The sequence below is a fragment of the Nonomuraea sp. NPDC050547 genome, from assembly GCF_044457345.1.
Classification (GTDB): domain Bacteria; phylum Actinomycetota; class Actinomycetes; order Streptosporangiales; family Streptosporangiaceae; genus Nonomuraea.
In genome coordinates, this window is record NZ_JBITGW010000018.1 from 126840 (window position 1) to 148422 (window position 21583).

General features: G+C 70.2%; 26 protein-coding genes. 16 read left to right on the plus strand and 10 right to left on the minus strand.

From position 1 onward, the window contains the following. Positions 1–5: 5 nt before the first annotated feature. On the plus strand, positions 6–1733 hold the full coding sequence (locus tag ACIBHY_RS38425; RefSeq protein ID WP_397309272.1) for a CDP-glycerol glycerophosphotransferase family protein: 1728 nt from the start codon (positions 6–8) through the stop codon (positions 1731–1733). On the opposite strand, the gene ACIBHY_RS38430 is transcribed toward ACIBHY_RS38425, so the two are convergent. Next, the gene (locus tag ACIBHY_RS38430; RefSeq protein ID WP_397252144.1) at positions 1696–2712 is read right to left on the minus strand and encodes a glycosyltransferase family 2 protein; all 1017 of its coding nucleotides are present in this window, start codon (positions 2710–2712) and stop codon (positions 1696–1698) included. The genes ACIBHY_RS38425 and ACIBHY_RS38430 overlap by 38 nt on opposite strands. Before the next feature lie 82 nt (positions 2713–2794). Between ACIBHY_RS38430 and ACIBHY_RS38435 the strand changes: the two genes are divergently transcribed. From ACIBHY_RS38435 to ACIBHY_RS38475, 9 genes are all read left to right on the plus strand, one after another. After that, positions 2795–4249 carry an LCP family protein gene (locus ACIBHY_RS38435; RefSeq protein ID WP_397252145.1) on the plus strand — a complete coding sequence of 485 codons (1455 nt, stop codon included), beginning with the start codon at positions 2795–2797 and terminating at the stop codon, positions 4247–4249. 28 nt (positions 4250–4277) lie between these two features. Beyond that, a complete protein-coding gene (locus tag ACIBHY_RS38440) occupies positions 4278–4625 on the plus strand; it encodes an STAS domain-containing protein (protein ID WP_397252146.1) in 348 nt (115 codons plus the stop codon). Between the two features lie 23 nt (positions 4626–4648). Further along, the gene (locus tag ACIBHY_RS38445; protein ID WP_397309273.1) at positions 4649–5494 is read left to right on the plus strand and encodes a GNAT family N-acetyltransferase; all 846 of its coding nucleotides are present in this window, start codon (positions 4649–4651) and stop codon (positions 5492–5494) included. Beyond that, positions 5491–6330, plus strand: coding sequence for an LLM class flavin-dependent oxidoreductase (locus ACIBHY_RS38450; protein WP_397252148.1), 840 nt, complete (start codon positions 5491–5493; stop codon positions 6328–6330). Before ACIBHY_RS38445 ends, ACIBHY_RS38450 begins: the two co-directional genes overlap by 4 nt. A 76-nt stretch (positions 6331–6406) precedes the next feature. After that, on the plus strand, positions 6407–7126 hold the full coding sequence (locus ACIBHY_RS38455) for a hypothetical protein (RefSeq protein WP_397309274.1): 720 nt from the start codon (positions 6407–6409) through the stop codon (positions 7124–7126). A gap of 21 nt (positions 7127–7147) precedes the next feature. Further along, positions 7148–7705: a TetR/AcrR family transcriptional regulator gene (locus tag ACIBHY_RS38460; protein ID WP_397252150.1), complete on the plus strand. Its 558-nt coding sequence runs from the start codon at positions 7148–7150 to the stop codon at positions 7703–7705. Then, positions 7702–8229 (plus strand): hypothetical protein, encoded by a 528-nt coding sequence (locus tag ACIBHY_RS38465; RefSeq protein ID WP_397309275.1) that lies wholly within the window; start codon positions 7702–7704, stop codon positions 8227–8229. The genes ACIBHY_RS38460 and ACIBHY_RS38465 overlap by 4 nt, the downstream gene beginning before the upstream one ends. 35 nt (positions 8230–8264) lie before the next feature. Beyond that, positions 8265–8696: a nitroreductase/quinone reductase family protein gene (locus ACIBHY_RS38470; RefSeq protein WP_397252152.1), complete on the plus strand. Its 432-nt coding sequence runs from the start codon at positions 8265–8267 to the stop codon at positions 8694–8696. Positions 8697–8731: 35 nt separating this feature from the next. Continuing rightward, entirely contained in the window at positions 8732–9151 is a 420-nt protein-coding gene (locus tag ACIBHY_RS38475) for a hypothetical protein (RefSeq protein ID WP_397309276.1), read from the plus strand. A gap of 4 nt (positions 9152–9155) precedes the next feature. Here ACIBHY_RS38475 and ACIBHY_RS38480 read toward each other — a convergent pair whose 3' ends face one another. Next, a complete protein-coding gene (locus tag ACIBHY_RS38480; protein WP_397309277.1) occupies positions 9156–9326 on the minus strand; it encodes a hypothetical protein in 171 nt (56 codons plus the stop codon). Between the two features lie 58 nt (positions 9327–9384). Here ACIBHY_RS38480 and ACIBHY_RS38485 point away from each other — a divergent pair, with 58 nt between their 5' ends. Together ACIBHY_RS38485 and ACIBHY_RS38490 are read left to right on the plus strand one after the other, a co-directional pair. Further along, entirely contained in the window at positions 9385–9669 is a 285-nt protein-coding gene (locus ACIBHY_RS38485) for a hypothetical protein (protein WP_397252155.1), read from the plus strand. Further along, on the plus strand, positions 9662–10285 hold the full coding sequence (locus tag ACIBHY_RS38490; protein ID WP_397252156.1) for a class I SAM-dependent methyltransferase: 624 nt from the start codon (positions 9662–9664) through the stop codon (positions 10283–10285). The genes ACIBHY_RS38485 and ACIBHY_RS38490 overlap by 8 nt, the downstream gene beginning before the upstream one ends. A 6-nt stretch (positions 10286–10291) precedes the next feature. Here ACIBHY_RS38490 and ACIBHY_RS38495 read toward each other — a convergent pair whose 3' ends face one another. Beyond that, complete coding sequence (locus tag ACIBHY_RS38495) at positions 10292–10786, minus strand: HIT family protein (RefSeq protein ID WP_397309278.1); 495 nt, start codon at positions 10784–10786, stop codon at positions 10292–10294. 70 nt (positions 10787–10856) lie between these two features. Further along, the gene (locus ACIBHY_RS38500) at positions 10857–12020 is read right to left on the minus strand and encodes an acyl-CoA dehydrogenase family protein (RefSeq protein ID WP_397309279.1); all 1164 of its coding nucleotides are present in this window, start codon (positions 12018–12020) and stop codon (positions 10857–10859) included. A gap of 125 nt (positions 12021–12145) precedes the next feature. Here ACIBHY_RS38500 and ACIBHY_RS38505 point away from each other — a divergent pair, with 125 nt between their 5' ends. Then, positions 12146–13459, plus strand: coding sequence for a UDP-glucose dehydrogenase family protein (locus tag ACIBHY_RS38505; protein ID WP_397252159.1), 1314 nt, complete (start codon positions 12146–12148; stop codon positions 13457–13459). A 187-nt stretch (positions 13460–13646) separates the two neighbouring features. On the opposite strand, the gene ACIBHY_RS38510 is transcribed toward ACIBHY_RS38505, so the two are convergent. Together ACIBHY_RS38510 and ACIBHY_RS38515 are read right to left on the minus strand one after the other, a co-directional pair. Then, a complete protein-coding gene (locus ACIBHY_RS38510; RefSeq protein WP_397309281.1) occupies positions 13647–14111 on the minus strand; it encodes a ribosomal protein L7/L12 in 465 nt (154 codons plus the stop codon). 46 nt (positions 14112–14157) lie between these two features. After that, a complete protein-coding gene (locus ACIBHY_RS38515) occupies positions 14158–15573 on the minus strand; it encodes a serine hydrolase domain-containing protein (protein ID WP_397309282.1) in 1416 nt (471 codons plus the stop codon). Positions 15574–15650: 77 nt separating this feature from the next. Here ACIBHY_RS38515 and ACIBHY_RS38520 point away from each other — a divergent pair, with 77 nt between their 5' ends. Both ACIBHY_RS38520 and ACIBHY_RS38525 read left to right on the plus strand, forming a co-directional pair. Continuing rightward, positions 15651–16415: a TetR/AcrR family transcriptional regulator gene (locus tag ACIBHY_RS38520; protein WP_397252162.1), complete on the plus strand. Its 765-nt coding sequence runs from the start codon at positions 15651–15653 to the stop codon at positions 16413–16415. A 42-nt stretch (positions 16416–16457) separates the two neighbouring features. Then, positions 16458–16970 (plus strand): SecDF P1 head subdomain-containing protein, encoded by a 513-nt coding sequence (locus ACIBHY_RS38525; RefSeq protein ID WP_397309283.1) that lies wholly within the window; start codon positions 16458–16460, stop codon positions 16968–16970. A 5-nt stretch (positions 16971–16975) separates the two neighbouring features. Here the strand turns inward: ACIBHY_RS38525 and purE are convergent, their stop codons facing one another. Genes purE through ACIBHY_RS38540 form a run of 3 tightly spaced genes read right to left on the minus strand, consistent with a single transcriptional unit; the run spans position 16976 to position 19569 of the window. Further along, on the minus strand, positions 16976–17470 hold the full coding sequence (gene purE / locus ACIBHY_RS38530; RefSeq protein ID WP_397252164.1) for a 5-(carboxyamino)imidazole ribonucleotide mutase: 495 nt from the start codon (positions 17468–17470) through the stop codon (positions 16976–16978). After that, a complete protein-coding gene (locus ACIBHY_RS38535) occupies positions 17467–18621 on the minus strand; it encodes a 5-(carboxyamino)imidazole ribonucleotide synthase (RefSeq protein WP_397309284.1) in 1155 nt (384 codons plus the stop codon). Before ACIBHY_RS38535 ends, purE begins: the two co-directional genes overlap by 4 nt. Before the next feature lie 27 nt (positions 18622–18648). Continuing rightward, positions 18649–19569 (minus strand): hypothetical protein, encoded by a 921-nt coding sequence (locus ACIBHY_RS38540; protein WP_397309285.1) that lies wholly within the window; start codon positions 19567–19569, stop codon positions 18649–18651. A gap of 232 nt (positions 19570–19801) precedes the next feature. Between ACIBHY_RS38540 and ACIBHY_RS38545 the strand changes: the two genes are divergently transcribed. Continuing rightward, complete coding sequence (locus ACIBHY_RS38545) at positions 19802–20275, plus strand: GtrA family protein (protein ID WP_397252167.1); 474 nt, start codon at positions 19802–19804, stop codon at positions 20273–20275. A 27-nt stretch (positions 20276–20302) separates the two neighbouring features. Here ACIBHY_RS38545 and ACIBHY_RS38550 read toward each other — a convergent pair whose 3' ends face one another. Next, positions 20303–21580, minus strand: a complete 1278-nt coding sequence (locus tag ACIBHY_RS38550; protein ID WP_379609939.1) for an ATP-binding protein — start codon at positions 21578–21580, stop codon at positions 20303–20305. Between the last annotated feature and the right edge of the window lie 3 nt (positions 21581–21583).

Consider the following 21583-nt stretch of genomic DNA (forward strand, 5'->3'; position numbering starts at 1 on the left):
AATGCATGCGGAGACTCTGTGTCAAGGCCGTGCTTCTGGGCAGCTATCCGGTCCTGCTGCTGGCCGCCCTGTGGCCGCACCCGCTGCTGTTCGCCGCCGTGGCCGCGCTCTCCTACCTCGCCGAGCACCTCGCGGCCCGCGTGGCCAGGCCGTTCGTGGACCTGCTTTCGCGGGTGCACCTGGGCGTCACGGTGCGCTTCGTGATCAGGGAGATGGCCGCGGTGATCCTCGTGGCCAAGACCACGGGCCCCGGCTCGCCCTGGCTCACGGCACTGGCCGTCGGGCTGTTCGCGATGCACGGGGTCCGCGCGGTGCAGACGAGCCTCGCCATACGGCTGCGCCAGACCGTCGCCACCATGCCGGTCACCACCCGCCACCTCGACGTCACCGCGCTCAACCTCCCGAAGACGCCGCCCGAGTTCCTCACCAACTACCGCGGCGTGCGCTTCCTCTACCTCGACGTCCTGCCCGTGCTCGGCGCCGCGCTGGGCGGACTGGCCGCCGCCGCGGGCGCGGCTCTCGGCCTGCTGCTGGGCTGCGCCGGGGTGCTGCTCCTCATCCCCTACGTACGGCGGGCCGCCCCGCTGACCGACGCCCCCCGCATCCTGGCCGTCGTCGACAAGCAGGTCAGGGACTACCACCCCGAGGTCATCCTGTACTTCAGCGGCGCCAACGAGGCCGCCTACCAGGCCAGGATGTGGCTGGCGACGCTGGAGCGGATCGACCGCCGGGCCATCGTGGTCCTGCGCGAGCGCGGCCTGGCCGACCGGCTGGGCCAGACCACGCTGCCGGTCCTGTGCATCCCGTCGTCGGCCGACCTCATGGGCTTCCACGCGCTGGGCAGCGCCCGGCTGTGCCTGTACGTGGCCAACGTCGGCAAGAACATCCACATGCTGCGCATCCCCGGCATGCGCAGCGTCTTCGTCGGGCACGGCGACAGCGACAAGGAGGCGTCGTTCAACCCGTTCTCGCGGGTCTACGACGAGGTGTGGGTGGCCGGTCCCGCCGGGCGCGACCGCTACCGGCGGGCCAGGGTCGGGGTGCGGGACGAGAACGTGCACGAGGTGGGACGGCCCCAGCTGGAGGGGATCTCGGCCGAGGGGCCCGGCCTGCCGTACCGGACGGTGCTGTACGCGCCGACGTGGGAGGGATGGACGGACGACCTGCACCACACCTCGCTGACCACGATGGGGCCGCGGATCGTGCGGGCGCTGCTCGACCACGAGCCGGAGCTGCGAGTGGTCTACAAGCCGCATCCGCTGACCGGGCACCGGGACAAGGCGGCCGCGCGGGCCCACGCGGAGATCGTGGCGATGCTGGACGCCGCCGCGCTGGCCAGGTCGAAGGCCAGGCATCCGTCGGGCGGGGCGGCCAGGGCGCCGGTCAAGCATCTCGTGGTGACGAAACCGGACCTGTACGCGTGCTTCAACCAGGCGGACCTGATGATCGCCGACATCTCCAGCGTGGTGGCCGACTTCCTGGCCAGCGGCAAGCCGTACGCGGTGACGAACGTGTCGGGGATGGCGGAGAAGGCCTTCCACGAGCGCTACCCGACGACGGGCGCCGGGGTGTTGCTGGGCCAGGACCTCGCGGCCCTGGCCGGGTTCTTGGACGGGGAGGACGCGCTGGCGTGCGCGCGGCGGAAGCTGCGCGCCTACCTGCTGGGCCCGGACGAGCCGGATGCCCTCACGCGGTTCAACGCCGCGGTCGAGCGAGCTTTCTGGGACTCGTGAGGAAGCCCCAGCCCCAGGAGACGTGCATGGTCGCGTAGACCGCCGGGAGCCTGAGCTTGGCCGCCCCGGGCAGGCCGCTGCCGGTCAGCGCGGAGCCGGCCACGATGGCCAGCGCGTAGCCGCCGGGAACGATCAGCGCCAGGGGGAAGAACGGCGAGACGATCAGCCCGAGCGCCATCGCCAGCACCGCGAAGGGCGGGGCGAGGTAGCGCAGGTTGATCGTGCCCTCGTGGGTGCGGGAGACCACGCGGCGCCAGCGGCCGTAGTGGAAGTACTGCTTGGCCAGGGCCTTCACGTTGGGCCGCGGCCGGTAGGAGACCCGCATCCTGGGCTGGAACCACACGAGCCCGCCGGTCTGGCGGATGCGGTGGTTCATCTCCCAGTCCTGGGCGCGCTGGAAGTGCTCGTCGTAGCCGCCGACCCGCTCCAGCGCCTCCCTGCGGAAGACGCCCAGGTAGACGGTGTCGGCGGGGCCGGCCGTACCGCCGATGTGGAAGGCGGCGGCGCCGACGCCGATCTTGGAGGTCATCGCGCACGCGACGGCCTGCTCGAACGGCGTGATCCCTTCGGCGGCCATGATGCCGCCGACGTTGTCGGCGCCGGTCTCCTCCAGCGTCTCCACGGCCACGCGCAGGTAGTCGTCGGGCAGCATGGCGTGCCCGTCGACTCTGGCGATGATCTTGTTGCGGGAGGCGCCGATGGCGGCGTTGAGCGCGTTGGGGGTGCGCCCGGTGGGGTTGGGGACGACCGTGATCCGCCGGTCGGCCGCCGCGATGGCGTCGGCGACCTCCTGCGTCCGGTCATGGGAGGGTCCTACGGCCAGCACGACCTCGATCTCGCCCGGGTATCGCTGGGACAGGATCATGTCGACGGCCTCTTGGAGGTGCCGCTCCTCGTTGAGGATGGGCATGACGACGGAGATGGGTGGCCAGGCGCGCGTATCCGCGTGCGCGTGCGGCGAGTCGGGCAACTGCTTCATGGCGGGCCTCACGCTACTGTACGAGCAGGGGAGGAAGGCAATCGAAAGCCAGATCCCTCCGGCAGGATAAAGGGGGCAGTGCATGGGCGGGCCGGGCGAGGAGGACGCGGGAGTGCATGTGGGCGGCGACGCCTACGGCGGCGTCAGGCTCGCGAGCGGCCGCAAGCGCAAGCCCCCCAAGAGCGCCAAGGCCCGACGACGTAACCTGCTGATCGCGGGGGCGCTGTCGACGGCGGTGCTGGTCGGCACCGGTGTGGTGTGGGCGACGCCGCGCCAGATCGCCGGGGTCGACGCCGGCATCACCGAGTCCGCCCCCACGAGCGCCATGAACATCCTGCTGGTCGGCGTGGACAAGCGCGACAACCTCACCCGCCGGCAGCAGAACCAGCTGAAACTGGGCCGGGAGAGCGGCGAGCGCACCGACACGATGATGGTGATCCATCTGTCGGCCGACCACCGCAAGGTGACCGTGGTCAGCCTCCCCCGCGACACCTGGACCGAGATCCCCGGCAAGGGCCAGCACAAGATCAACTCTGCCTACCAGTTCGGCGGGGCGCCGCTGGCGGTCAAGGCGGTGCAGCAGGCGACCGGGCTGAAGATCCACCGCTACATCGAGGTCAACGTCCTCGGCTTCATCGACGTGGTCGACTCGCTCGGCGGCGTGACCGTGTGCACACCGGTGCCGATCAACGACCCCAAGACCGGGCTCAACCTCGCCGCCGGCACCCACGAGCTGGCCGGGACCCAGGCGCTCGGCTACGCGCGCACCCGCGCCACCGTCCGCTCCGACCTCGACCGCATCGACCGCCAGCAGCAGGTCATCTCGGCGCTGCTCAACAAGGCGCTCAGCGCCGGCACGCTGGGCAACCCGGCGCGGCTGGCCGCGTTCGTCAACTCCACGCTCAGGACCATCAAGATCGACCCGGACGACGGGCTGCTGGGGCTGGCCACGCAGATGCGCGACGTGTCGCTCGACGACGTGCGCTTCGCCACCGTCCCCCTGGCCAATCTCGACTTCAAGACGCCGACCGGCGAGTCGGCGGTGCTGTGGGAGAAGGACGCGGCCAAGGAGTTGTTCCGCCGCATCGCCGCCGACGAGGACCTCGCCAAGCCCACGCCCAAGCCGACGCCCAGCGCGACGCCGTCCGCCACGACGACCATCCCGCCGGAGCGCATCTCGGTCAAGGTGCTCAACGGCACGCTGATCACCGGTCTGGGCGCGCGGACCAAGACCGCGCTGAAGGAGTCGGGCTTCCAGGTTCCGGGCGAGCCGGGCAACACGACGAAGAAGGACTACAAGAAGACGATCATCCGGTACGGCCCCGGCCGGGCCGACTCCGCGCGTACGGTGGCGGCGGCCATCCCCGGCGCCGAGCTGCGCGAGGCCGACATCCCGGGCATCGAAGTGGTCATCGGCGCGGACCAGCCGAAGATCAAGAAGCTCAAGCCGTCCGGCGAGCCGAGCCCCAAGCCGAGCTCCACCGCGACCCCTACGACGAAGACCGCATCCCAGAACATCTGCCGGAAACAAGCATAAGAGCCTGCAATCCGGGCAGGTGACGGGCATGGAGGTCAGGTCCTGGCACGAGGAAGGCTGTACGGTCGTCCACGCCCGCGGAGATCTAGACGTCTCAGGGGCGCCCCGTCTCAGCGAGGCCATCGACGCGGTGTGGAGCGGCGCCGATCCTCCCCATCTCGTGATCGACCTGACCGAGGTCCCGTTCTGCGACTCCGTCGGGCTCGGTGTGCTCGTGGGCGCGCTCAACCACGTACGGGAGCTCTCGGGACGGCTCGTCCTGGTCGTGGAACCGGGCATGATCACACACCTTCTCACCATCACCAACCTCGACCAGCACTTCGTGACCAGCCCTTCTGTCACGGCGGCACGCGCCACACTGACCACGGCGGCCTAAGCTCCCACTGACGTTCTTTGTCCGTGGAGGCATTCGCATTGTTCGATCAGTTCCCCGAGCCCGCGCGCTCCCAGCTCATCGCCGCCCATGACGAGGGCAAGGTCAGGCCCGAGTGGTGCTTCACCGACGGCGACGCTCGCGTGTGCTTCTGGGCCCCCTACCGGGGCGCAGAACCGGTGATCACGTGGCACTTCTCCCCCGGCCCCGACCCGGCCACCGGCGCGGCGCTGCTGCGGCGCGGCCTGGCCGACGTGGGGCTCACCAAGATCTTCCATGACATCGCTCTGTCCCCCGGGATGACCCCCACCGTGGACCGGCCGGTCGAGCACGACGCGCTGATGGGCGCCGGCTTCACGCTGGAGGTCGAACGGGTGCGGCTGGAATGGCGCTCCGGCAGCGACATCCCCGCCGACTCCGGCCGGCTCACCTACCGCCCCGCCCGCAAGCACACCGAGCGCGAGGTGCTGGACGTGCTGGTACGCGTCTCCGAAGGCTCACTCGACCACGACACTCAGGTCGAGCTGGCCACCGTAGGCCCCGAGCACGAGGCCAGGTCCATGTACGACGACCTGATCAACCGCAAGGGCAAGCCCGACTGGTTCGTCATCGGCTACGCGGCCGAGGAGCCCGTCGGCCTGGTCGCCCCCGACGACCACTCCATCGCCTACATCGGTGTCGTGCCTGAGCACCGTGGCAAGGGCTACGTCTCCGACCTGCTCGCCCAGGGCACCCGCACGCTCGCCGAGGCCGGGGTTGAGCGCATCGTGGCCGCCACCGACGTGGCCAACACCCCCACGTCCAACGCCTTCCGGCGGGCCGGATACTCCGAGGTCGGCAGGCTGTTCCGTTACTACTGGAGGGCCCCGTGAGACTCGGCGTGATGTTCGACCGCGACCTGCCGCCCGAGCGGCTCGTCCCCTTCGCCCGCGAGCTCGACGCCACCGTCGTGGACGACCTGTGGGTCGTGGAGGACCTCGGCTGGACAGGCGGCGTCTCCTCGGCCGCCACCGCCCTGGCCGCCAGCTCGCGGTTGCGCGTCGGCCTCGGCATCGCGCCCGCGCCGTTGCGGAACCCGGCCCTGCTGGCCATGGAGTTCGGCAACCTGGCCAGGCTCCATCCCGGCCGCCTGGCCGCGGGGGTCGGGCACGGTGTCCAGGCGTGGATGCGGCAGGTCGGCGCGGCCGTACCGTCTCCGCTGGCTTTGCTTGAGGAGACGATCACGAGCGTGCGGGCGCTGCTGCGCGGCGAGAGCGTGGTCGTGGACGGCAAGGCCGTCCACCTCGACGGCGTCTCGCTCGTCCACCCGCCCGCCGAGCCGCCGCCCGTGCTGGCGGGGGTGCTGAGCCCCAGGTCGCTCGCGCTGTCGGGACGTGTGGCCGACGGGACGATCATCCCCGAGGGCTTCGGGGCGGCGCGGGTGCCGTGGGTGCGCGCGCGGATCGCCGCGGACGGGCCGCACGAGCTGGTCGCCTTCACTCACCTGTACGTCGGCGACGACGCCGAGCAGGTGGCGCGGCCGATCGTGGCCGAGTACAGCGCGTTCCTGAAGGTGGCGCCGGAGGAGGTGGCCATGGCGGTCGGCGGCGTCGAGCAGGCCGCGGGCCACGTCCGCGCGCTGTGGTCGGCAGGGGTGGACACCGTCGTGCTGCGCCCGGTCGGCTCTTCCCCGCTGCGGCACGTGCACGAGGTTCTCAAGGCCCTGTGAATCTGGCCGTTCGGCCGATGCCGGGTCGGTCGCGCGGCCGATGGCGGGGGGCGGCGGCCGCGCGACGATCTCTTCCATGAGACGAATCGCGGTGATGGCCGCGGGCATCGCGCTCCTCGCGGGCTGCGGCGTGGAACTCGACGCGCCCGAGCAGCATTCGGCACAGACGTTCACCCACACCGGTGGCACGCTCACGATCAAGTCGTCGCTCGGCGGGCTCCGGGTCGAGAAGGGCTCGCCCGGAGTGGTCAAGGTCGACCGGTGGCTCAAGGGCAAGGCGGCCGAAACGGGCAACTCCTCCTGGTCGCTGTCCGGCGACATGCTGCGGCTCAGCGCCAACTGCAACATGGTCATCGGCGACTGCGGCGGGCGCTACCTGATCACGGTGCCGCCCGGCATCAAGCTCGTGGTCGAGGGCAGCGACGGGGTGATCGCCACCGGCCTGGCGCAGGACGTCGACATCGCGGCGACGGAGTCGATCCGCGTGATCGACATGGCCGGCGCCCTGCGCCTGCGGACCGAGGGCGCGGTCACCGGGGAGCGCCTGCGCTCGGGCCGGGTGCGCGTGCGCACCGACTTCGGCGCGATCCACCTGCGGTTCGCGGTACGGCCGGCGAACGTGGACGTCCTCTCCCGGGACGGCGGCGTGGTGACCGCGGTGCCCGCCGGCGTGTACAAGGTGGTGGCCAAGAGCCAGGACGGCTCGGTCAGCACCAAGGTCAAGAACGGCGACAGCCCGGACACGATCACCGCCAGAAGCGGAAGCGGCAACATCAAAATCCTTTACGATGACTGACCAGTCAGTCATAATAGGCTTATGTCACCGAAACGAGTGGACAAGGCGGCCCGCAAGCAGGAGATCCTGGCCGCCGCCGTCCGCGTCTTCGCGCGCAAGGGCTTCGCCGCCTCGCGCATCGACGACGTCGCGGAGGAGGCCGGCATCGCCAAGGGCAGCGTCTACCTCTACTTCGACAGCCGCGACGCCCTCCTGGAAGCCGCCTTCTCCCAATACACCGCCGACGCCGACGCCATCCTCCGCCAAGCCCTGAACGGCACGGACCCGCCGCTGGAGCGCCTGGGCCTGCTGGTCCGCGGCACCATCGACGTGATCGCCGGCGCGCCCGATCTGGCCAGAACCCTGCTCGACCTGTGGGCGACCGACCACATGCGCCCCGCGTACAAGGCCTACCGCGAGGCCGTCGCCGAACTGATCGGCCAGATCCGCCCCGGCCTCGGCCTGCCGCACGCCACCGTCATCGTCGGCGCCATCGAAGGCGTGGTGCTGCAGTGGCTCGTCGACCCCGAGGTGCCGATCGCCGACCTGGCGGGCCCCGTCCTCGAGGTCGTGGTCGAGGGCCTGAGGGAGCGCGCATGAGCACCCACCGCACGCTCGACGATCGCCTCATCGCCCCCGGCGCCACCCCGCGCGACCGCGCCGTCGTCTACACCAGCGCCGTGGCCGGCACCGTTCTCGCCACCGCGCTGGCCTATGGCGCGGGGCTGTCCGCGCTGCCGCTCGTGCTGATCGCGATCGTGGCCTTCGACCTGTACGGCGGGGCCGCCGTCAACGCCACCACCGCCGCCAAACGGCACTTCCACCGGCCGGGCCGTACCTGGCGGCATCACGTGGGATTCGTCGCCATCCATGTGCAGCCGTTCCTGCTCGCCCTGGTCGTACCCGGATTCACGTGGACCGCCGCCGCCGTCGTCTACGCGCTGGCCCTCGGGGGCGCCGTCATCACCGTCAGCGTGCCCTCGGACGTGCGGCGGCCGGTCGCCTTCGGCTGCACCGCGCTCGCGATCGGGCTGGCGCTGCCGCTGGCGATCCCGGCGGCGATCGGCTGGCTCGTGCCCGTGCTGTTCGTCAAGCTCCTGCTCGCCCATCTCCAACCGCTCTGAAGAAAATCCGAAGTCCCGCCGCGCACCATGGCCGCATGACCGAGACCACCGACAGCAGGGACCGATCCGTCGCCGAGCACGTCCGCCGCTACCTGGCGACGGACGGCCGGGACGGCTACATGGAAGGCGGCGTGACCAACCTCGTCCTGACGACTGTGGGCAGGAAGAGCGGGGTGCGGCGCCGTACCGGACTGTTCTTCGGACAGGACGGCGACGCCTACGTGCTGGTCGCGTCGGGCAGCGCCTATGGCGCGCCGCTCCCGGACTGGTATCTGAACACGGTGGCGAACCCCGAGGTGGACGTCCAGATCCTCGCCGACCGCTTCCAGGCCCGCGCCAGAACCACCACCGGCGCCGAACGCGCCCGGCTGTGGGCGATGATGCTCGCCGTCGCCCCGGCCTACCGCCCCTACGCCGCCGCCGCGCTCCAGGAGATCCCGATCGTGGTCCTGGAGCGCGTCCGATAGTCTCCGACCCGATCGAGAGGACGGAGACCGGAGCCATGACCATGTCGAGGAAGGGCTCGCGCCCGATCACCGTCGACGGCGCCGATTTCCGCTGGCGGCTCAGCCGCCGGCCCGGCGACGACCGGGCCCCGCTGACCTTCGCCGTCGAACGAGCCGAGGAGCCGGGCAGCGTCCTGATGGTGTCGCTCCCCTGCGGCCGCCCGGACAACCACGTGGGCGAGCGCACCATCGCGGTCCGCCCCGTCCTGGTCGCCGGATGCGTCCGCCAGGCCGTGGAACAGGGCTGGGACTCCGCTCAGCGAGGCCCGGTCTTCACCCTCAAGATCACCGAAGAAGAACTCACCACCCACCTGGGCGAACCCCCCACGTACCTGATCCCCTTCCTCTGGGGCATGATCCCGGAAGGCGGCACCGTCAGGGACCTCCCCCGAGCCACCCAGATCTGGAGCCGCTGACCCTTCAGGTGGCGTGTCGCCACGGGACGCCGGGAAGATCCTCGACCCTGCCGTCGGCCCGGCGCAGGCGGACCTCTCGCTCCTCGGTGGCGTAACCGATGTCGAACAGCTGAAAGCCCTGGTCGGCGAAGACCTTGGCGAGCTCGGCCCCTGCCACCAGGAAGCTCCGTCCCACGCCGGGAGTCGGGGTCGTCGGACTGTGCTGGAAGCACGATCAGGAGACCAGCGTCAACGTGGAGGAACTCGTCCGGAATCTGACCGACAAAGCGGCGTTCGAGGCCTTCAAAAGGACGGCCGGCGTGGACGCCGTCATGGGATTCACGTGGGAGGAGTTCCAGCGTTACAGCCATCGCGGCGCGGTCTTCTCCAGCCCGGTCAGAAATGCCCACGCGAAATTCATGGGTTGCGTGAGCATCGATGTCTCCCATGGTTACCATGACATGGACGCGCAGCGCGTCTGGCACGTGCTGAATTCCCTGGGCTTCGTTCTCGGGCAGGACGGATTCGAAAATGCCTGATCTCCTCCGTGACATCACCCGTGCCACTTGCGCCGCTTATGACGCCCATGCCGATGCCTATGGTGAGATTTCCGAGGACTACGACCAGTTTCCCGGCCTCCGGCAGGAGGTCGTCGGCTTCGCGGACCGCGCGCCGTACGGCCCGCCCGTCCTCGACCTGGGATGCGGCGGCGGGCGCGACACCCGCCTGCTGGCGGCCCTGGGTCGCCGGGTGGTCGCGGGCGACTACTCCCCCGGCATGCTCACCTGGGCGCGGAGCCGTTCGGCCGGTCCGTCGGGCTTCCTGCGGCTGGACGCGCTCTCGCTCCCTCTCCGCGACCGCTGCGTCGCGGGCGTGTGGGCTTCGGGTTCCCTCCTGCACCTACCGCTGGCCTTGATGGGCGGGGCGCTGGCCGAGGCGTACCGGGTGCTGGTTCCGGGCGGGATCACCGTGATCAGCATGCGCGACGGCGAAGGCGGGGGCTGGCGGAGCGGCGGGTCGCTGGAAGGAGAGCGCTGGTTCACCTTCGTCCGCCCGGAGACTTTCACCGGGTACATGGAGTCGGCGGGGTTCTCCGGCATCCGCGTCCGGTTCTCGGGCCGCGCGGGATGGTATGTGGCGTCGGGTGAGCGGTAGTTCCCGTTACGTCCAGGCGTCGGGGTCGCAGTTCGGGGCCGCTCTGCGGATGCCGCCCCTGGGGTCGTCGACGTCGCCCTGATACCGGGGGATCAAGTGAATGTGCAGGTGGTCGATGGTCCGGCCGGCGGCCTTTCCGTCGTTGATCCCGATCGTGTACGCCTCGGGAAAATGTTTGTCGTCGATCAGGTTCTTCGCTTCACGCATCAGGGCGTAAGCACTGAGCATCTCCCGCTCATCGAGCTCGAAGAAAGACTCGACATGCCGTTTGGGCACGACCTCGACGTGGCCCGGATTGGCGGGGTAATTGTCGAACCGCGCATAGAACAACTCGTTCTCACACAGAGTCGTATGGAGCGAGGGGTCGTCCGGTTTACAGAAAATACAGTCGACATTAGCGCCGTCGCCTGAACTGTCCGCAATGAGCATTGCGTCCCCTGTCACCATAATATGCGCCATCGAGATATCGACGAACTGCCCACTACCGTACTGCGGACGCATACTGAGGGACGTCGATTCGGGGACTTTCGGCACCCGGCCCCCACAACGAGAGGACCGGGTGCGTCAATCGCTACTTGAGGAGCTGGCGGGCCATGACCATGCGCTGGATCTGGTTGGTGCCCTCGTAGATCTGGGTGATCTTGGCGTCGCGCATCATGCGCTCGACCGGGAACTCACGCGTGTAGCCGTATCCGCCCAGGAGCTGGACGGCGTCGGTGGTGATCTCCATGGCGGCGTCCGAGGCGGCGCACTTGGCGGCGCTGGACAGGAACGTCAGGTCCTTCTGGGGGGTGCCGTGCATGGCGAGTTCGGACTTGGCGGCCGCGTGGTAGGTGAGCTGCCTGGCCGCCTCCAGCTTCATCGCCATGTCGGCGAGCATGAACTGGACGCCCTGGAAGTCCCCGATCGGCTTGCCGAACTGCTTGCGGTCCTTGACGTAGCCCACGGCGAAGTCCAGGGCGCCCTGGGCGATGCCGAGAGCCTGGGCGGCGATGGTGATGCGGGTGTGGTCCAGGGTGGCCAGGGCGGTCTTGAAGCCGGTGCCGGGGTCGCCGATCATGCGGGACGCGGGGATACGGACGTTGTCCAGGATCACCTGGCGGGTGGGCGAGGCCTTGATGCCGAGCTTCTTCTCCTTGGGGCCGAAGGAGACGCCCTCGTCGGACTTCTCCACGACGAAGGCCGAGATGCCCCTGGCGCCTTCGCCGGGCGCCGTGACGGCCATCACCGTGTAGTACTCGGAGATGCCGGCATTGGTGATCCACATCTTGGCGCCGTTGAGGACGTAGTGGTCGCCGTCCGGTACGGCCTTGGTCTTCATGGCGGCGGCGTCCGAACCGGCCTCGGCCTCTGACAGGGCGTAGGAGAACATCGCCTCACCGGTGGCCACCGGGGCCAGGTAACGCGACTTCAGGTCCTCGGACGCGGACAGGAGCAGGGGTACGGTGCCCAGCTTGTTGACCGCCGGGATCAGGGACGAGGACGCGCAGGCCCTGGCCACCTCTTCGATGACGATGACCGTGGCCAGGGCGTCGGCGCCGGCTCCGCCGTACTCCTCGGGGACGTGTACGGCGTGCAGGTCGGACGCGACGAGCGCCTTGTAGACGTCCCAGGGAAATTCCTCGTTCTCGTCGGCCTCCGCCGCACGCGGGGCGATCTTCTCATCGGCCAGGGCGCGGACGGTCTCGCGAAGCATGTCGTGCTCTTCGGCCGGCGCGTAGAGAGGGAAGCTCATAGCACAAATACTAGGACGTCCGAGCAACTTGTTACCAGCGGGTACGGTTTGCTGGGTTTATGCAGGTGGCACAGACGAGGTAGTGAGGGCCGGTAGCATGCCTGGCGATCGAAAGGAGCTCACTCGTGCCATATCGCCTCACGGTGATCGGGACCGGATACCTGGGTGTCACGCATGCCGCGTGCATGGCCGACCTCGGATTCGACGTCCTGGGCCTAGACATCGACGCGGACAAGATCCGCCGCCTCCAGAACGGTGAGCTTCCCATCCACGAACCCGGGCTGGAACCCGTCCTGCGCCGCGGGCTCGAATCCGGCCGGCTGCGCTTCACGACCTCCTACGAGGAGGCCGGGGAGTTCGGCGACGTGCACTTCCTCGCCCTCGGCACGCCGCAGAAGCAGGGCGAATACGCGGCCGACACCTCCTACCTCGACGCGGCCGTCGAGTCGCTGGCGCCGTACCTCACGCGGGACTGCCTGATCGTCGGCAAGTCGACCGTGCCCGTCGGCACCGCCGCCCGGCTGGCCGACAAGCTGGCCAGGCTCGCGCCGATCGGCGCCCAGGCGGAGATGGCCTGGAACCCCGAGTTTTTGCGGGAGGGCCACGCCGTACAGGACACGATGCACCCCGACCGCATCGTCGTCGGCGTGCGCTCCGAGCGGGCCGAGAAGATCCTGCGCGAGGTTTACGAACCGCTGGGCGAAGTGCCCATGGTCGTCACCGACTTCGCCACCTCCGAGCTGGTCAAGGCGGCCGCGAACTCGTTCCTCGCCACCAAGATCTCCTTCATCAACGCGATGGCCGAGGTCTGCGAGGCGGCCCACGCGGATGTCCAGCAGCTGGCGACCGCGCTCTCCTACGACGACCGGATCGGCGGCAAGTTCCTCAACGCCGGGCTCGGGTTCGGCGGCGGCTGCCTGCCCAAGGACATCCGGGCGTTCATGGCCCGCGCGGGCGAGTTGGGCGCCGACCAGGCGCTGACGTTCCTGCGCGAGGTCGACGCGATCAACATGCGGCGCCGGGCCCGCATGGTGGACCTGGCGCGCGAACTGGCCGGCGGCTCGTTCCGCGGCTGCACGGTCGGCGTGCTGGGCGCCGCGTTCAAGCCCAACTCCGACGACATCCGCGACTCCCCCGCGCTCGACGTCGCGGTCACGATCGGCGAGCAGGGCGGCGCCGTCACCGTGTACGACCCGATCGCCCTCGACAACGCCCGCAAGGCCCACCCCGAGCTGAACTACGGCACCTCGGCCGTGGACGCTGTCCGAGGGGCGCATGTCGTCCTGTTGCTCACGGAATGGCAGGAGTTCGTGGACCTCGACCCCGAAGCCCTCGGCACGGTGGTCGCGGAACGCAAGATCGTCGACGGCCGCAACGCCCTCAACCCCACCGCCTGGCGCGCCGCCGCCTGGCACTACCGCGCCCTCGGCCGCCCCTGACTCTCCTTCTATCCTTTACGGCCGGCCCCCGGCCCACGCCACCCGCCGACGCGGGCTGACGCAGGTCGGGGGGATCGCTTCTCACGTCGGACGTGGTCCCCACCGCAACGGCCGTCCCTGGGCCACCTGGACCGGAAACCCCTTCCTCGGCACGCTCGGCCCTCGCCTCTGGGTTGAGGTGTGGGTTTCAGGTGGTTGTCAGGCTGGTGATGAAGAGTTCGGCCTCTTCTTCGCCCATTCCGGTTTCGCCGCGTACCAGGTAGATCGCCTGTTGGCGGTGGCCTTCCGCGACCAGGTCGCGGACCCGGCCCGCCAGGTCGCCCGCGGGCCGGCGGGACAGTGACGGGCGCATGCCGGCGAAGGCCGGGTGGTCGGTGAGCCCGCGGCGGCCCGCGGCCACGTCCTCCACCAGGTCCTTGGCCTCTTTCAGGCCGAGCCGGGTGCGCTCACGGACGATCTTGATGGCCTGGATGGTCTTTCCCTGCCGCAGCAGGCGGAGGACTTCCTGCTCGGTGTCCGCGGCCGAGTGGAGTGAGGGAGGCGGCGGCTTCTGTTCGCCCCGGCGCCGGCCGGCCAGCGTCACCAGGCTCACGCCCACCGCGGCCGCCACCACTCCGAGGATCAGCACCATCTCCATCAGCCCGAGTCCCATGCCCCGCATGATATTCACGGCCGGACGCGATGGCACCCTTCGGATGTCAGCTCGCGCGCTTGGGCGTGAATCGCAGGCCGGAGTGCAGCCCGGCCGGACGGTCGCCGGTGGCGGGGAGGGCGGCCAGCAGGGCACCCCTGCCGATGACGCCGGAGAAGACGGACGCGTCCAGGCCTTCTGGCGCGTAGAGGCCGGGGGCGAGGCTGCGGTAGGTGACCGGCGGGGCGGCGCCGGCCGGGACCCCGCAGGCCTCGTAGGTGGCGCGGTGGTCGTCGTCGTAGGGCTCGAAGTGGTTGGTGACCCGCAGTGCGTCGTCGTCGACCTCGACCACGACGTGGCTCTGGAACGAACCGTACTCGCCGGCCAGTTCGGGGCCGGGACGCTCGGGCGGGCCGCCGAAGGGCGGGGTCACCGCGCGTCCGGTCACCTCTTCGATCACGGCGATGTGCAGCTGGTCCTGGAGCAGGACGTTGGCCGGGCCGGTGCCGAAGCTGGTGATGACCGTGTCGTATTCCGGCAGGATCGTGAAGGCCGAGTTGCCGCCCGGTGAGGTGCCGCCGTGGAAGGCGGCGGTGGTTCCGGCGATGGGCTCGAGCCACCAGCCCAGCCCGATGGGCGGCGCCTGCGGAATGCCCAGGTCGAAGGTCGGGGTCAGCATGGCCTTCACCGAATCGGCCTCGATCACGCGGGTGCCGTTCTGGGCGACGCCGGCGTTGAGATGCATGCGGCCGAACGCGAGCATGTCCGCGACGGTGACGATCGGCGTCCCGCCCGCGGCCCCGATCGATTCGGGGACGCTGAACAGCGACGTCGCGCGCAGGGCCATCGCCTCCATGTCGAAGAAGGCGCCGACGGCCGTGCGGCGCAGGAACGCCTGGGTCTGGACTGCGGTGGCGTCCCGCATCCCGCACGGCTCGAACAGGTCGCGCCGGATCGCCACCTCGTACGGCAGGCCGGTCTGTTCCTCGATGATGCGACCGGCGAGCACGAATCCCGGGTTCGAGTAGTGAATGCACGTGCCCGGCTCGAACAGGACGTTCACGTTCCGCAGATGCTCCACGTACTCCCGGTGGGCGTCCCTGCCGCGCACCGCGCTGGGCACGAGCCCGTCGGCGTCGATGCCGTTGGTGTGGTTGACCAGCATCCGCACGGTGATCCGGTCGGCCGCCGCCGGATCGCTCAGGCCGAACTCGGGCACGTACCGCCGCACCGGCGCGTCCAGGTCGACGGAGCCGCGCTCGACGAGCTGGAGCAGCATCGTCGTGGTGAGGACCTTGCCGACCGAGCCGAGCAGCCACGCGGTGTCCTCGGTGAACGGCTGGTCCGTGTTGAGGTTGGCGGTCCCCCGCGCGAGCGTGAACTGCTCACCGCCCACGGAGACGCCGATGACGGCCCCTGCCACCGCGCCGCCGGCCAGCGACTCCTGAAGCGTCTCGTCAAGACGCCGCCGAATCGATTCCATCGTTTCCATCCCCCTAGTCGTACGTGGTACGAGCTCTTCGTACCGCGTACGATTAACGTACGGATACGCTGTACGAGATGTCAACTCAGGACCAGAACCAGCCGCGGACGCCCCTGTGGGCCCGTCCCGCCCCAGCGGTGCGGCAACCACGGTTCACGCGGGAGCAGATCGCGAAGGCGGCGATCGCGATCGCCGACGCGGAGGGGTTCGCGGCGCTGTCCATGCGCCGGCTCGCCGACGAGCTCGGCGCGGGCACGATGACCCTGTACCACTACGTGCCGAGCAAGCAGGACCTGCTCGCGCTGATGAACGACGAGATCCTGAGCGAGCTGGCCGGCCCCGACACGGGCCCCGGAGCGCTATCCGACACCGGCTGGCGCGACGCCCTCGCCCGCTTCGGGCGGGGCCTGCGCGCGATCTCGGAGCACCGCCCCTGGGTGATCACGGTCCTGGGCAGCAAGGACATCGGACCGAACGGCATGCGCGCCCTTGAGCGGGTCCTCGCCTCGCTGGCCGGCACGCCCTTCGACGCCGCGGAGAAGCTGGAGCTGATCGCGCTCATCAGCTATTACGTGGCCGGCTACACCACGCAGGCGACCCCGGCCGAGGAACCCGGCGAGGAGTGGATCAACGGAGTCGCCGCCTTCGTCACCTCACGCCTGGAGACCGGGGAGTTCCCGCACATCCAGCAACTCCTGGACGGCGGTGACGCCGAAGCCTTCGTCCGCCGGCTGGACACGCAGACGGCCGGCGACGAACAGTTCGAACGCGGGCTCACGCGGATCCTCGACGGGATCGAGGCCGAGCTCGGACGACGTTGGCCTGCCCGCGACACTTCGTGATCTCATGGCAGGTGAGCCGATTCCTACGCGGAGGGCGATACCGTGAAACCCGGTCCGATTCTCGCGATCGTCGCTGGAGCGCTCGTCAACGTCGGGGTGGTCCTCGTCGTCGTCTACGCCATGGTGATCGGCGCCGCGTCCTCCAGGCTCCCGTGGAAGCCCGTCAGCGAGTCCTTCGCGTTGCGGCCGGTCCTCGACATGCGGACCGCGCCCTGCGCCGCCGGCTGGATCGCCGGCCAGGACAACGCCTCCTGCTACCAGCTCGACCAGGCCACGGAGGTCACCGCCGAGAAGGCGACGGCGAACTTCGGGCCGTCGGGGCAGTGGGTCATCCAGGTCACGCTGAACGAGGCGGACGGGCGCGAGTTCACGGCGCTGACGGAGAAGGTCCACCAACTGCCGCAACCGCGTAACCAGCTCGCGATCGTCATCGGCGGCAAGGTGATCAGCGCGCCGACCGTCCTGGAGCCGATTCCCGGACGGGTGCTGGAGATCACCGGCGGGTTCGACAAGAAGACCGCCGAGGAGCTGGCCGCGCGGCTGGGCGGCGGCTGAGCCGCCTAGGACAGCTCCGCGGCCTCGGCGCGCAGCTTCTCGCCCTTCGCGTACGCCTGCTGCTTCAGGTCCTCCTGGAAGGTCACCATGCGCTGCCTGAGGGCGTCGTCGGAGGTGGCCAGAATGCGGACGGCCAGCAGCCCGGCGTTGCGGGCGCCGCCGATCGCGACCGTGGCGACCGGCACCCCGGCCGGCATCTGGACGATGGACAGCAGGGAGTCCATGCCGTCCAGGTACTTCAGCGGCACCGGCACCCCGATCACCGGCAGCGGGGTCACCGAGGCGAGCATCCCGGGCAGGTGGGCCGCGCCGCCGGCGCCGGCGATGATGACGCGGATGCCGCGGGCGTCGGCCTGCCGGCCGTACTCGATCATCTCGGCGGGCATGCGGTGCGCGGAGACCACGTCGGCCTCGAAGGGGACGTCGAACTCCGCGACCGCCTCGGCGGCCGCCTTCATCACGGGCCAGTCGGAGTCGCTGCCCATCACGATGCCGATCATGTGTACTCCCCTGTCGTGAGGTAGACGGCGGCGTGGCGGGCGCGAGCCCGTACCTCGTCGAGGTCCTTGCCGAGTGCGGTCACGTGACCGATCTTGCGGCCGGGACGCACGTCCTTGCCGTAGAAGTGGACCTTGACGGCGGGGTCGTGGGCCATCGCGTGTTCGTAGCGTTTGAAGAGGTCGGGGTCGTCGCCGCCGAGCAGGTTGACCATGACCACGTACGGCGCGGTCATGGCCGGCGAGCCGAGCGGCAGGTCGAGGACGGCGCGCAGGTGCTGCTCGAACTGGGAGGTCAGCGCGCCCTCGATGGTCCAGTGGCCGCTGTTGTGGGGGCGCATGGCCAGCTCGTTGACGACCAGGCCGTGCTCGGTCTCGAACATCTCGACGGCCAGCAGGCCGGTCACGCCCAGCTCGTGGGCGATCTTCAGGGCGATGCGCTGGGCCTGGGCGGCGTCCTCCGAGTCGAGCATCGGGGCCGGGGCGATGACCTCGACGCAGATGCCGTCCTCCTGGACGGTCTCCACCACGGGGTAGCTGACGCCCTGGCCGTGGGGCGAGCGGGCCACCAGCACGGCCAGCTCCCGCTCGAACGGCACGAAGGCCTCGGCCATCAGCGGAATCCCGCTCTGGAACGCCTCCCTGACCTGGCCGGTGTCCCGGCACACCCAGACGCCGCGCCCGTCGTAGCCGCCCCTGACCGCCTTGAGCACGACCGGCCAGCCGTGCTCGGCGGCGAACCGCTCGACCTCACCCGGCTCCGCGACCCGCGACCACGCGGGGCACGGCGCGCCGATCTCGGTGAGCCGCTCGCGCATGACCGCCTTGTCCTGCGCGTGCACGAGCGCGTCGGCGCCGGGGTGTACGGCGTGCCCGTCGGCGGCCAGTTCCCTGATGTGCTCGGTGGGCACGTGCTCGTGGTCGAAGGTGATCGCGTCACAGCCCTTGGCGAACTCGCGCAGCTCGCTCAGGTCGCGGTAGTCACCGACGCGGGTGTCGACGATCACGCGGGCGGCGCTCTCGTCGAGCGCGTTGGCCAGTACGCGCAGTTCGACACCGAGCGCGATCGCGGGCTGCTGCGTCATCCTGGCCAGCTGACCGGCGCCGACGACACCGACGACCGGCCCGATGGGGCGGTAAGAGGGGCTGCTCACGTGCCCAGAGCATACCGTCGCCCACCGTCACGGCCGTACGTCGGCCAGGTCCCTGCGCGATCCCAGGGTCCGCACCTTGTTGTCCGGCGTCAGCTCGCTGACCAGGCTGACGATCTCGACCCCGGTCAGGCGGTCCAGGTCACTCTCGCCGGTGAAGGCGCGCAGGTCGGCCTTGCCGTACAGGGGATGGGCGTCGCCGCGCTGGCGGAAGGTCAGCCGCAGCGTGTGGAAGACCAGCATCGACCCGCCCGCCGTCCCGATCGTGCGCGGTGCGTCGAGCAGCTCCACGTCGACGGTCAGCCGGTCGGGACGCACCCGGGCGGGCTTGGCGGCGAGTTCGTCGCGCAGCTCGCGCACCGGATCCGCGTCGGGGAAGCGCACCCCCGACAGCCCGGCCGGGTCGGTGAGGTACGTCAGGTGGCGTTGCGGCACGAGCCGGGCCCGCCGCACGATGACCGGATCGGGTTCGCCACCGGGCGAAGTGGAGCTGCCCGGAGTGTCGCCGGGCGGGTCGTCGGTGACCGGGACGGGGCCGAAGCCGAGCCGCCACCCGCCGCCCGCGTGGACGAAGACGAAGTAGGCGGGCTCCGGCTCGGTGGCCAGGACGGCGAACCATCCGCCCTCCTCCGGCAGCAGGAAGGCCGGCTTGGAGTAGGTCGTGCGGGCCGGAGCTGGGCGGCCGTTCCGGGTCGCCGCGCAGGCACGGCCGCCCAGCGTCTTCTCCGCCCAGGTGGTCGCGGCGACCACGGCGGCGCAGTCGCGCTCGCGCCAGGCCTCGTCGAGGCCGGCGAGCGAGGCGAAGGTCCGCGCGGCGGTGGCCTCGTCGATCCGCTGGGCGGTGGACGGTGTTTCCGAGGGCGGGCCGGCGGCCGGGGGAAGGCTCGTGCCACCGCAACCGGCCGTCGCCATGGACAGACCGGCGAGCAGGGCGATCAGTTGACGCGGCAAGGGGGAGTCCCTGAGGTCATGGCCGTCCGGGGTCCTGTCCCCGAGCTGAACCGCACACTAGTGCCCCAGAAATGCAAATACCCGTCATAGGACGATATTTGTAGACCCCTAATTTGGTGCGTGGTTGATGATTCATGTTGAGGCTAGGGGTCCGCCCCCAGACCTGGACCGGTACCCTGGGAGCGACGTTGCCGGATATGCGCAGTGGATCGGAAAGGACCGAGGACGAGACGTGGAGTTTGTGAAGCGCCTCTACCAGCGGTTCGCCACCCTGGTCCACGAGCTGGCCAAGTTCGGCACGATCGGCGCGCTCGCCTTCGTCGTCGACTTCGTCGCCCTCAACCTGTTCCGCCAGGGCTTCGGCCCGCTGACCTCGCTGGTGTTCGCCACGATCATCTCCACCACCTTCGCCTACGTGGGCAATCGCTGGTGGACCTTCCGGCATCGCGAGCAGAGCGGCCTCGGCCGCGAATACTTCCTGTTCTTCCTGTTCAACGGCATCGCCCTGCTGATCAGACTGCTGATCACGGGCTTCACCACCTACACGCTCGGCATGCACGACCTGCTGAGCTACAACATCGCCAACGTCATCGGCGTCGGCCTCGGCACCCTGTTCCGCTTCTGGTCCTACAAGCGCTGGGTGTTCCTGGAGGCCACGGAGCCGATCCCCGCCGAGCTGCCCGAGGTCGAGAGCCGGCGGCGGTGACCGAACCGCGCGTGGGCCGCTGAGGCCTCAGGCGGGTCCGGTCACCACACGGCTCGGGCGCTTCTCCTCCGCCGGGCGCAGGAACAACGAGAACACCGCGGGGCGGCGCCGTACGAGCTCCAGCCTTCCGCCGTCGGCGGCGGCCAGCGCGCGGGCGAGCGTCAGCCCGAGACCGGTGCCGCCACCGCCGCTGACGTTGCGCTCGAACACCCGGCCGGCCAGGTCGTCGGCGATGCCGGGGCCCTCGTCGGCCACCTCGATGACCACGTAGTTGTCGCTGCGACTGGTCGAGACCTTGACCGTGCCGCCGCCGTGACGCAGGGAGTTCTCCAGGAGCGAGGCGACGACCTGGCCGAGTCCGCCGGTGGTGCCCAGCGCCTCCAGGCCACGCTCGCCTTCGAGCAGCAGGTCGCGCCCGCTGCCGCGGAAGACCGGCGCCCACTCGGTGACCTGCTGGACGAGCACGTCGTCCACGGTGATGGGCTCGGCCTGGGAGTGCCGCTGCCTGCGTGCGGCGGCGAGCAGTTCGTCGATCACCGCGGTGAGCCGCTCGGCCTGCACGATGGCGGCGTCGCCCTCCTCACGCACGACCTCGGGGTGGTCGGCGGCGGCCACGATCTCCTCCAGACGCATGGTCAGCCCGGTCAGGGGCGTGCGCAGCTGGTGGGAGGCGTCGGTGGCGAACTCCCGCTCACGGGTGAGCAGGTCGGAGATCCGGGTGGCGCTGCGGTCGAGGACCTCCGCCACCCGGTCGAGTTCGGGTATGCCGTACCGGTGCTTGCTGGGCCGGGCGTCACCTGAGCCCAGCCGTTCGGCGATCTTGGCAAGGTCCTGGAGGGGGAGCGTCAGCCTGCGGGACTGGACGATGGCCAGCCCCACGGCGACGGCCAGAGCCGCGACGGCCAGAGCCACGATGAGGAGCAGGCGTGCGCGCACGTCCTGCTCCACCTGGTCCTTGTCGCGGCTCACCCGGACGTAGATGCCGCTTTCCGACTGGGCGTCCTCCGTCATCTGGTGACCGGACGGCGGCGGCGCGCCGACGATGGTCGCCTTGGGGGGGTTGCCCCGCTCGTAGATCTGGATATATCGCTCTGGATACTTCTGCTCCAGCTGCTGGGGGTCGAGAGGCGTGTCCTGGATGCGAGCGTATTCGACCTCACCCACCAGCCGCGTCGCCTCCGCCCTGAGCTCCTGGGAAGCCTCGTCGACGATCAGGCGGCTGACCACGAGACCCAAGGGGACCCCGAGCAGCAGAACCGCGATGACGGCGACGAGCAGGGTGGAGGAGAGCAGGCGGCGGCGCATCGC